This window comes from Brevibacillus sp. NPDC058079 (genome assembly GCF_042885155.1).
GTDB lineage: Bacteria > Bacillota > Bacilli > Brevibacillales > Brevibacillaceae > Brevibacillus.
In genome coordinates this window covers 575,824-586,498 of record NZ_JBHVSO010000004.1, presented here as the reverse complement: position 1 = coordinate 586,498, position 10,675 = coordinate 575,824, and the positions used below count along the sequence as shown (strand labels likewise).

Genomic DNA, 10,675 nt, shown 5'->3' with positions numbered 1-10,675 from the left:
TGCCCTTTAGCTGCCATAAAAAAATGCACCCCCTAAAGTTCATCGGTAAACCACAGGGGTTTTTCCAATGTCTACTTTAAGGGGTGCACTTCAATATTCCGGGGAGGGCTTTTCTTATGTATTACGATTGTTCGTAACACAAATTATTGCTGCTAAGTAAAGAATTGATGCTACTATGGCTCTTAAAAAGGATTCTTGATCTGTGTCATTGTTATAAATTGAAACAGAAGCAACTACCACAATGTGACCAATGACGTAGACTAGAAGACCGTACAAAATTTTTTTAAGCATAGAAGATCATCCTAATTTTAGTAGTCAAAGCTATCGTAATCTGGAGAAGCCATTTCAATATCTGCAGCATAAGATACGTTCATGTTAACTGAAGGAGTTGAACTTCCAGAGAAGCCAATTTCAATACCACTCGCATGGATTTGAACATGTCCATATTCTCCAACAACATTTGCTGAGCCATCGTCATCATTTTTATAAACTTTTGCGGTCAGTACAATTTCGTAGTCGTTTTTCATTGAGTCAATATCTACATCATAGGCAATTCCTTTTTCTGGGTCAACATCGTTTAATGCAACGTCATCACGATCAGATCCAAATGTTCTCATGATATAGCAGTCATCTTCGTATAACGTGAAATCATCTGACCAAGCGAGTGCAATTGCATCAGTAAATTCATAAAAAGGGTCTGTCAGCCATTCACCAGTGGCTACAAACTTAAAATTATCCTTGCTACGCTTTTCATTAATTCTTTTAGCAACAACACTCATTTTAAAATCGTCTTTGTCTAATGTTCGTAGCTTAACTTCCCCGGTATCCTCTTCATCAAGGTTTCTATAAACCTCCTGAATACTAACAATCTCGCCCTCCTCTTTACTTAATTCATAGATAGCAGCATCTGATAAACTATCAATTTGATCTGGAGTTATATGTTCAGCGAAATCCAATTTCTCCAGAGCTAAAACACGTTCTACAGTTGATAATGGTGTGAAATTCTCTTCTTGCGTTTCTTCTTTGGTGTTTTGTTTGTCAGAAGCGAAGGCAGGGTTGACAGTTAATAGAGACAAAACTGTGGCAATAGCTACGACTTTTTTCATCAAAAGCACCTCAATTCAGAAATTTAACCGCAAATCGAGTATATACCATATTTATCCAAAAATGAATTTATATAACAAACATGCGATAAAAAATTAACGCTTTGGTATTAGTTGTGAATTATTCAAATGACTTTTATTGATAGGTAACTACTAGCATAAGCGTAGACATTTCTCTTTATTGTTTGATGGTGATTCATTGGCCTTGTACTCGTTGTAACCCAACACAAATTAGGCACCGGACATGTTCCGGTGTTTTTTTGTGCACTTGACAACGATAAGACGATATATCATTATGTTTATTAAATAACAAACAAAAAGACGTTTTGTTTATTTATTTCGTGAAAAGCGAGGGAGAAACGATGAATCGAGAAGAACTGAAACAACTGTATAAAGAATCAGAAACGCAGGCAGGGGTGTATCAGATCAAAAACACTGAAAACCAAAAAGTCTGGATCAGCGCCACCCGCAACCTCAAGACGATGAACGGAAAGCTGTTTACTCTCAAAATGGGTTCGCATATAAACAAGCAGCTTCAACAGGAATGGAATGAGTACGGAGAAGAGGCATTCGTCTTTGAAGTGTTGGAGGTTTTGAAAAAGAAGGAAGACGGATTCTTTGATGAAAAAGATGCGCTGAAGAAACTGGAACAAAAATGGCTCGACCAGCTCCAGCCGTACGGAGAGCGCGGATACAACCAGGAAAAAAAGAAAGAACAATAATCAAACGAAAAGAGGGGAAGAAAAATGAAAATACCTACTAACTTGAACCATAAGCCTGTTGTGGTGTCCGATAACTATGAGCGCGTTGATGGCCGATTAGCCAGGAACACAGATGCGAAAGCACTTTCTCTGGGAGTGGCAGAGGGCAACTCCAGAAGAAAGGTCGATATATCTGCCAAGGTATGGAGATACACGGGAGAAGAATGGTCAAAACAATCGGAGGAACTGCCTCTCCATCGTGTTCTTGATATGTCCATACTGATTTGTCGGTCTTTGGCACACTTTCGCGACGCATACAGATATGAGCATTATTATGACCCACAGGAGCCACTCATCGACCGGGTTGCCCTGCAAGGGGATGCAATGAACGTGGCGATATGTACGGACAATGAGAGTCTTCATGAAGACATTAAGCTGTTCAGCCAAGGGCTGAGTAACGACGATGAGATGATCGGCGAACGTCTGCGCACATTATCAAAGCTATTAAAGGATATGGGGTATTGAAATGTTTTCCAATGTTTATGTTCGAACGATTATCCTCTCCCGCGTGCTGCTGCATTTGGGGATCTGGATCCGGAATTATGCCGTTCTTCTTTTCGTTAGCGAATTGACGAATAATAATCCGGTTTATGTATCACTGATTTCGGTTGCTGAATTCGCCCCCATTTTTCTATTCGGCCTGATTGGCGGAACCTTTGCTGACCGATGGCGGCCGAAGCGGACAATGGTTTGGAGCGATCTGCTGTCTGCCCTGTCTGTCGGGGCTGTGCTGCTTGCACTCATGAATGGTGGATGGATGGCACTTCTCATCGGAACATTTATTTCCGCCAGCCTGTCTCAATTTTCTCAACCCTCAGCCATGAAGCTGTACAAGCGTCATGTGCCAGCTGAACAACTGCAGGGCGCGATGGCTATGTCCCAAACGCTTGTCGCTGTCTTTACGGTTTTAGGTCCGGTCATTGGCACGTTTATTTTCATCCAGTTTGGAATTACAGCCTCTCTGATTCTGACAGCGGTTCTGTTCCTAGGGTCTTCCTTTATATTAACGACGCTTCCCCGTGACGCGGAGGAACCGAAGTCTGAGGATGCTGGCGGCTTCATAAAGGAATTGAAGGCCGGACTGCGCTATATCGGGTCCAATCAATCCTTACGAACTCTCTGTCTGACTTTCTTCGCTGTCGGATTGGCGTCAGGTCTGACACAGCCGCTTCAGATCTTCCTTGTCATCGAGAATTTGGGACAGGACAAACAATTTTTGCAGTGGTTGGTTATGACCAACGGGTTAGCCATGTTGGCAGGAGGAGCAATCATAATCGGGATAGCCAAAAAGGTAAGGCCACAGATGCTGCTCATGGTAGGCTTGCTTGTCTCTGCCGCTTGCACGATGGTAGTAGGGGTTACCACAACGATTTGGTTGATGATTGTTCTATTAGTGATCAGCGGTTTCTTTTTCCCTTGTATTCAAAGCGGAATCCAGACGCTACTTGTACGGAACACAGAAGGGGCATTTATTGGCCGAGTATCTGGTGCGATCACGCCTGTTTTTATGGGGATGATGGTGATTGGCATGTTTATATCCGGCTATTTAAAAGAGACGTTTTCCCTAGTTGCGGTATATGTGGTGAGCGGGGTTTTGATTATGATCGGTGCGGCTTTGCTGCTGCCTCTTCTTGTTGAGAAAAAGAGCAAAGATGCGAAGAAACCAGCACTATGAGTGGAGGAGAAATGTGATGACTGAAAATGAAACATATGATTTGTCACCCGAAAGACAGCTGACGGATGCAGAAAAAAAGCTTGTTTGGAAAAAGCCTTCCACTCATAAGGTCAGTGAAGAAGAACAGCGTATTAGTAAAGAAATCAAACGCAACTGGCATCGCGGAGAAATGAAAATCGCCAATATATTAGTAGAAGGTGACGCTGGTTCTGGGAAAACACAACTAGCCAAAGCATTATCGGCTAATTTCGGGCTACCGTATACGAAAGTGACGTGTTTTGCTGATATGGATAAATCGGATATTATTGGCGCTATTTTGCCGGTAATTTCTTCTGAACGTTTAGAGAAAATGGAGCCTGCCGAGCAAGCGGTATGGAAAGCATTATATGAAAGTGATGGGTTTCAAAGCATAGCTGAAATTTTAATCGATGCACTGGGGATTACTCAGGAACAGGCAGCTTTAAAGATGAAGCAATTACTGAAGCTTGCAGCAGCGGAAAACACCGATGGTGAAGCGATTGAGTACCGATTTTACCCTTCGGAAATCGTCAGAGCCTATCAAAAGGGTTATCTATTGGAAATCCAAGAACCAAACGTTATTCGTGATGCTGCGGTGTTAATGGCATTAAACTCTGCCTTGGAGTTGGATGGCAGCATCAATCTTCCCACCGAGATCATACGCAGGCACCCAGACTTCATCGCAGTTATCACAACAAACCGCAGTTATGCGGGAACCAGACCGTTAAACGAAGCGCTGCGCGACAGGGTTCAGCATACGGAAAAGATGGACCTGCCGACCAAAGAAATCATGATAGAACGTGTCATAGCCAAAACCGGTTTTCAAGATGGAAAGGTGTTGGGGATTTTAGCGGACATGATTATGGTTTTAGACAGAACAGCGCGGGTCAATGCGATCAAGGGCGTGGCTGGAATGCGATCCTTTTTCTACTGGGCAGATGCAATTGCCGGAGGAGCTTCCGCAAAAGAATCTCTTTATCATAAGGTCATCTACAAGATAACAACTGATTCGGAAGAAATAAAGCTTTTAGAAGAAGCACTAAAAAATCATGGTTTGTTTGCCAGCTTGGAAGAAGCCGAGATTGAACTAAAAAAAAACGAAAATCTGACGACGCCATAGAGATCAGGACATGGGGAGATATAGCCGACACTGATTTTGGTAAAGACAACCATGGAGAGGAAAAGGGAATCGCATTGAAAAAATCTGCCGATAGTGACGAAAGCTCTTCCCGTGTCTCTGAAGATTCTACTCATATGGAATGTTCAGGTTTGGGGGAAGATAGCTCTCCTCAATATCATCAGGCAAATCCTGAATCCATGTCAGAGGAAGCGAAACAAAAGGAACGTGATTTCCGTAAAAAGCTGAATCGAGAGGCAAGAGAGGTCATTTCCGATTCGATTCATAAAAAAGTAAAGGTCATTGTTCACCGTCCAGACTACGATGAGGAAAACCAACAGGAATATGTTCGGCTTTGTCAGGGACTCATGCCTATCGTGCAAGAGATTGCCAGAAAGACACTTCCGTACCTGGAACATGAGATATCTTCCGACTTTGCGAGGAATCGTTACTATGGCAGCAAATTTCAAGCAGACAGCGTTGCTTACAGGGATTACAAGTATTTTGCCAAGAAGCGTCCTCCAACGGAATCCCCTTCTCTTGTGGTTGGTCTTAGGGTTGATGAATCCGCATCTATGTCAGCTTACGGGAGATTAGAAGCAGCAAAACGAGCAGTGATCGCCGTATATGAATATTGTCTGCTTTGTCATATCCCCATTTTGATCTACGGCGATACTGCGGATGTTTCCAGATTGGAGCAAATGTCGATCTTTGCCTATGCCGACTTCGATAAAGCGGATGCCAATGATCGCTTTAGGTTAATGAGAATTCATGCGAGAAGTAATAATCGCGATGGCATGGCTCTTAGAATTATGGCGGAACGATTAGCCGCTTCCCCCCAAAAGACAAAACTGTTGATTAGCATAAGTGACGGACAACCGAAAGCAATGGATGACTATACCGGAAGTTACGCTGTTACAGATATGAAACAGACCATACAGGAATATGAACGAAAAGGAGTTACATTTCTTGCAGCCGCAATCGGTCAAGACAAGGATGTGATAAGTGAAATCTATGGGAATGAAAGATTTTTGGATATTACAAATTTACATGAGTTCCCTGCAAAGTTAGTTCGGATTATTGCTCGGTATTTATGATGGAAGCGCGGGCATCCTCTCTATCTGTTTCGCACAGAGAGGATGCCCGCGCTCTATTATTTTTCAATATACGCGTATTTAAAGTAGGAACCGCCGAGAGGGAAGATTACAAAGTCCTTCACCTTGTCGTTTTTCACATAAGCGTTGCCGCGGAAATGCAGTGGTGCCAGCGGCATTTCTTCCATGAGAATTTTTTCGGCGTCAAACATCAGTTGCTTGCGTTTTTGCTCGTCGGTTTCATAGTAGCTCTTATTGAGCAGATCGCGGTATTCCTTGTTGTCGAAGCGAACGACGTTGTTGCCACCCAAGTCCTTGTACATTTCGAGGAAATTGATCGGGTCGTTGAAATCGGCTCCCCATAGCCAGATGCCGAAGTCGTATTTGCCATTTTGGACATCCTCGTTGAACACTTTCCATTCTGAGGTGCGAATGTCAATGTCGACTCCTAATGTTTTCTTCCACTCGTCCTGGAGTGCTTGAGCCAGCTTCTTGTCCGTTTCTCCGGTGTCGTAGTAGTACGTGACTTTAGGGAATTGAGTCAGCCCGAGTTCTTTCATGCCTTCTGCCAAAAGCTGCTTGGCCATCGCCACATCCTCTTTAAAGTAGCCGTCCGGATTCAACCCCATGGAAACGGGAACCCAGCCATAAGCGGGCGGAACACCAGTCTGTAGGATGTTATCTACCAATTGCTGTCGGTCGATAGAATACGAAAACGCCTGACGAATCTTTTTGTTGGTAAAAGGGGGCTTCTCTGTATTGAAGATGACGGCTTTGGTTCCGGGGTTATCTGCGACCAGCAGCTTGCCTTCTTCCTTGATCTGACCAACCGCATCCGGTGACAAGCCAAAGGAAGGGTAGCCTCCCCAATCCAGATCGCCATTTTCAAACATGGACAGGGCGGTGTTGTTATCCTCGATGATGACAATATGGATCTGATCTAGCTTGACGTTGGCGCTGTCCCAATAAGTAGGACTTTTGCTGAAGGTGAGCTTGGATTTGTGCTCCCACGTATCCATGATAAACGGGCCATTGCCGACAATCGTTTTGGCTTCTGTTGCCCACTGGGGGTTGCTCTCGATGGTCTTTTTATGAAGTGGGTAGTAGGTAGTGAATGAGGTCAATTCGCGGAAGAACGGTGTTGGTGAGCGCAAGGTGAAATCTAATGTGTAGTCGTCCTTTGCCTTTACCCCGACGTCTTCTGGCTTGCCTTTTCCGGAGTAAAAGTCCTCGCCCCCTTTGATATAGAAGAGCTGATACGCGTAGCCGGAAGCGGTTTTGGGGTCGAGATTGCGTTTGATGGCGTACTCAAAATCGTGAGCGGTAACAGGATCGCCATTGCTCCATTTGGCGTCCTTTCGAATGGTAAAAGTAAAATGAGTGAAGTCAGGAGTATGCGTGTAGCTCTCCGCGATGGCGTTGATCATCTGGCCTTGACGGTCGACGCTGGTCAGTCCTTCGAAGCTGAGATTGATCATGTCCATCGAGGTCGAATCTGTTGCAATGCCGGCATCCATCGTAGATGGCTCCCCGGTGATGCTCCATTGCAAGACCATTGGCTCTGAAGTAGTAGGCTTAGCTGTTGTTTCCGCTGGAGGGGATTGGATATTGTCGGCGGGCTTCGAGCTACAGCCGACAGAGAGACTAAATAACAAAACAGCAGTAGAAATGCCTAGTAGCCACTTGTTCATACTGTCCTCCTGTTAAATTATTTGAAAAATAAGAAAATTTATAGTTCCTCAAAAGAATAATGCACAGCAACCAGTCAGTCATTCAACATAATGTATAAATATTCATCAGAAATCACGGTTACCTTTCGGAATAAATTCATACAATTTGTCCGTTACTTCATTAACTATCGATCTGAAGGGACAACAAAAGCCACCCGCAAAAGGTGGCTTTGTCATTAGGGAGGGAAAAAAGGATTACTTGTTCATCGGCAAAACACCATCGCGCGATTTTCTCGTCCAAGGTGTTCCGAGATAAGAAAGCGCCCAGCGATCAAGACCATACCAGCCTGCAACCTTCCAAGCCAGAACGAGCCAAGTGGCAAAAACAAAAAGGAGTGGGTTGGTGCTGACCGTTCCTGCGAACAGAAAGCTGACGTTCATCAAGCCGCCGAAAAACGCTGCGATCCCTGTCAGGCATCCGAGGATCAAGCCGAGTCCGACGAGTACCTCACCCCAAGCAACGAGGAAGCCGAACACCTTGGCATTTGGCAATACCATATTTTCCAGGAACCAGGCGTACCACCCCGTTACGTCCTTTCCTTCGGCTGCTTTTGCCAAGGAGCCTTTTACGAACCCTTGAATCGCGCCGCCAGCCGCATCTCCGGTCCAGGCATCGGACTGGACTTTTTTCCATCCCGCAGTAATCCATGCATAGCCGACATACAGTCTGATGATCAACCAGAGCGCAGCCGATTTTGTGCTGGTGAACAGGAAGTGTGAAACAGGATTTTCAGGAATAATAATTTCGTTTTGACGATTTTGCATGTGGGTGTCCTCCTACATACGTTTTGAACATCTTTGTTCGAGCCGATTTTAACATAACAAATGGCTGTGTAGTGCGGTTTTGGGCATAAGTTCATACGGTGTTCATTGACACTATAAGCACGGTGTTAATGGTAAATCCTAGTGTATGTATTGCCAAAATACAGTAAATTCATGAAAGGATTGACAAGTTAAGATGTGGTAAATTATGTTAAGTTATGTTAAAAAAATAAAACTTCTTGGAGCAGACTTATGAAACGAATGTGGATGTCTTTTCGTACTAAGCTTACCTTGATGATTTCTTTATTTACGATGCTGGTAGCCATTGTGTTGTCTATTATTGACTATGCTCAGTTCAAGGCGAATATTATTTCTGACCAAGCGGTACAGTACCAGCTGGTAGAGGATCATGTCACGAATGCAGTGAAGAATGTGGATATGGCATACGGCGTTTTTGAGAAAGACATGGAAACCCGCATGCAGCAAACACTGCAAGTGTTAACGAATAATTATCGGCAAAATCCAGGGGTGGAGAAGTGGGACTATGTAGCCCTGCGTGAGCAGTATGGGATGGATATTTTCATCATTGACCGAAATATCAAGGTCGTTCATTCCAGCGTCAAAACCGATATTGGGCTTGATTTCAGCAATGCCGGGGCATTTACAGAGCTGTTGAAAAAGCGGATCGATGGAAAAGAGTTTTCTGCCGATGGCATGGAGGTTTCCGTCAATACAGGTCAAATCAAAAAGTTCGCTTATCTCCCTACGTTTGACCAGAAGTACCTGTTTGAAGTCAGTGTGAATTTGCAGGACAGCGCTCTTTTCCAGACCTTTAATTTCTTGGCTGTGTCGCAGGCGATCACGGAGAAATACGGCATGGTAAAAGACATTCTGGTCTTTTCTCATGATGGCTACGCTTTGGGGAGAACAGGGAGCGACGGGAAAGCCTTGCGGGTGATCGAGAGTCACTTGCCGATTTTTACGGAAGCATACCAATCTCAAGAAATCAAAGAGTTTCATGAAAAAACAGAGGAGAAAGATCTCACTTATCGCCTCGTCCCGTACAAGCTAGGCAATGATCCGAATGATCTCAGCCGATCACGTGTCATCAAGATTGTGTATGACAATACGGAGCTGAACCAGAAGCTGGCGGACAATCTGGAGTCCGTTGTCTGGAAGCTGGTATGTTCCGTGGCAGGAGCGTTGCTTCTATCCTTCTTGCTGAGTCGCTGGATTACCCGCCCGATTGATCAAATGAGGGAGATCATTACGCAGACGGCTCAATTTGATTTGCGGGAAAAAATGGCGGTGAACGAGCAGGGCACGCAGGATGAGATTGGATTGACAGCACAGTCGATCATTGTCATGCGTGAGCAATTGAGCGAGGTTGTGAGCAAGCTAGCAGCGGTGTCCCACTCGGTCGCTGAAAATGCGCAAAGCGCGAAGCAAGCTACTAACAAAGTAAGCGAGCAGTCCAGCGGAACCGCGGAGGCTACGGGCATCTTACTCGCCCATATGCAGGAGACGATGGCGGCCACAGAAGAGATGAATGCGACCTTGAACGACATGGAGACCGTCATTCACTCGATTACGAAGAGAACGGAAGAAGCGGCTGCGACCGCGCAGGACGTCAGCTCGCGGGCAACTGCTTTGCGGGAGCATGCATTGGCTGCGGATAAAATGACGACAGAGCTGTATATGAATGTGAAGGCACAAACGGAAATTGCGATCACCGACTCGAAGGAATCGATGGAAAAAATCAACCTGTTGGCAGAGGCGATACTCACAATCTCTGAGCAGACGAATCTGTTGGCATTGAATGCGGCGATTGAAGCTGCACGTGCGGGAGACAGCGGTAGAGGGTTTTCTGTCGTAGCGGATGAGATACGCAGACTGGCGACGCAATCGTCTGAGGTCGTGATTGATATTCAACGCATTATCCAGGTCACGGGCAAATCTGTAGACAATTTGGCGACTCATTCGTCGAGCGTCTTGGACTTTATCGAAACGCGGGTCATTCCTGACTATGATAGCATGATGGAAACATCGGAGAAGTACAATTTGGATGCGCATCGTTTCCATACGTTGCTGGAAGAATTCAATGCGTCTTTTGAAGAGTTGAATTCCACAATCAGCAGTGTGGTTTCTGTCGTGGAGCAAGTGACGAACTCGATGGAGAAAAGTGCCCACAGTGTGGAGGCGATCACAGAGCAATCTCGCATTATTGCGGATAACAATCAACAGGTCGCGGCTATTTCAGAGCGAAATGTCGGCTTGACGCAGACGATGGAAGAGATCGTGCATCGCTTCAAAATCTAAGAGTGCCCCCCTTTCTAGTGAAAAATGGAAGGGGGGTTTGTTAATATATTTTCAGGAAGGATGTAGGCAGAAAATAAAAGTTTTCACGGAGGGTAT

At 45.0% G+C, this 10,675-nt stretch carries 9 protein-coding genes; 6 read left to right on the top strand and 3 right to left on the bottom strand.

Annotation, left to right across the window (positions count from 1 at the left end):
* Window positions 1-308 precede the first annotated feature (308 nt).
* Window positions 309-1,106 (bottom strand): hypothetical protein, encoded by a 798-nt coding sequence (locus ACFVS2_RS16005; protein WP_007723540.1) that lies wholly within the window; start codon window positions 1,104-1,106, stop codon window positions 309-311.
* 359 nt (window positions 1,107-1,465) lie between these two features.
* Here ACFVS2_RS16005 and ACFVS2_RS16000 point away from each other — a divergent pair, with 359 nt between their 5' ends.
* The 5 genes from ACFVS2_RS16000 (at window position 1,466) to ACFVS2_RS15980 (ending at window position 5,771) form a co-directional block, all read left to right on the top strand.
* Window positions 1,466-1,825 carry a GIY-YIG nuclease family protein gene (locus tag ACFVS2_RS16000; protein WP_390235460.1) on the top strand — a complete coding sequence of 120 codons (360 nt, stop codon included), beginning with the start codon at window positions 1,466-1,468 and terminating at the stop codon, window positions 1,823-1,825.
* 24 nt (window positions 1,826-1,849) lie between these two features.
* Window positions 1,850-2,329, top strand: coding sequence for a DUF6530 family protein (locus ACFVS2_RS15995; protein ID WP_390235459.1), 480 nt, complete (start codon window positions 1,850-1,852; stop codon window positions 2,327-2,329).
* 1 nt (window position 2,330) lies between these two features.
* The gene (locus tag ACFVS2_RS15990) at window positions 2,331-3,539 is read left to right on the top strand and encodes an MFS transporter (RefSeq protein WP_390235458.1); all 1,209 of its coding nucleotides are present in this window, start codon (window positions 2,331-2,333) and stop codon (window positions 3,537-3,539) included.
* Between the two features lie 16 nt (window positions 3,540-3,555).
* Window positions 3,556-4,677, top strand: coding sequence for an AAA family ATPase (locus ACFVS2_RS15985; protein ID WP_390235455.1), 1,122 nt, complete (start codon window positions 3,556-3,558; stop codon window positions 4,675-4,677).
* Window positions 4,678-4,751: 74 nt separating this feature from the next.
* On the top strand, window positions 4,752-5,771 hold the full coding sequence (locus ACFVS2_RS15980; protein ID WP_390235452.1) for a vWA domain-containing protein: 1,020 nt from the start codon (window positions 4,752-4,754) through the stop codon (window positions 5,769-5,771).
* Between the two features lie 56 nt (window positions 5,772-5,827).
* On the opposite strand, the gene ACFVS2_RS15975 is transcribed toward ACFVS2_RS15980, so the two are convergent.
* Both ACFVS2_RS15975 and ACFVS2_RS15970 read right to left on the bottom strand, forming a co-directional pair.
* The gene (locus ACFVS2_RS15975) at window positions 5,828-7,459 is read right to left on the bottom strand and encodes a peptide ABC transporter substrate-binding protein (protein WP_390235449.1); all 1,632 of its coding nucleotides are present in this window, start codon (window positions 7,457-7,459) and stop codon (window positions 5,828-5,830) included.
* Between the two features lie 234 nt (window positions 7,460-7,693).
* The gene (locus ACFVS2_RS15970; protein ID WP_173616847.1) at window positions 7,694-8,263 is read right to left on the bottom strand and encodes a DoxX family protein; all 570 of its coding nucleotides are present in this window, start codon (window positions 8,261-8,263) and stop codon (window positions 7,694-7,696) included.
* A 249-nt stretch (window positions 8,264-8,512) separates the two neighbouring features.
* Here ACFVS2_RS15970 and ACFVS2_RS15965 point away from each other — a divergent pair, with 249 nt between their 5' ends.
* A complete protein-coding gene (locus ACFVS2_RS15965) occupies window positions 8,513-10,579 on the top strand; it encodes a methyl-accepting chemotaxis protein (protein WP_390235447.1) in 2,067 nt (688 codons plus the stop codon).
* Window positions 10,580-10,675: the final 96 nt, after the last annotated feature.

Coding starts and splice junctions, on each gene's coding strand:
- ACFVS2_RS16005 (WP_007723540.1), bottom strand. CDS start 1,106: ATGAAAAAAGTCGTAGCTATTGCCACAGTTTTGTCTCTATTAACTGTC.
- ACFVS2_RS16000 (WP_390235460.1), top strand. CDS start 1,466: ATGAATCGAGAAGAACTGAAACAACTGTATAAAGAATCAGAAACGCAG.
- ACFVS2_RS15995 (WP_390235459.1), top strand. CDS start 1,850: ATGAAAATACCTACTAACTTGAACCATAAGCCTGTTGTGGTGTCCGAT.
- ACFVS2_RS15990 (WP_390235458.1), top strand. CDS start 2,331: ATGTTTTCCAATGTTTATGTTCGAACGATTATCCTCTCCCGCGTGCTG.
- ACFVS2_RS15985 (WP_390235455.1), top strand. CDS start 3,556: ATGACTGAAAATGAAACATATGATTTGTCACCCGAAAGACAGCTGACG.
- ACFVS2_RS15975 (WP_390235449.1), bottom strand. CDS start 7,459: ATGAACAAGTGGCTACTAGGCATTTCTACTGCTGTTTTGTTATTTAGT.
- ACFVS2_RS15970 (WP_173616847.1), bottom strand. CDS start 8,263: ATGCAAAATCGTCAAAACGAAATTATTATTCCTGAAAATCCTGTTTCA.
- ACFVS2_RS15965 (WP_390235447.1), top strand. CDS start 8,513: ATGAAACGAATGTGGATGTCTTTTCGTACTAAGCTTACCTTGATGATT.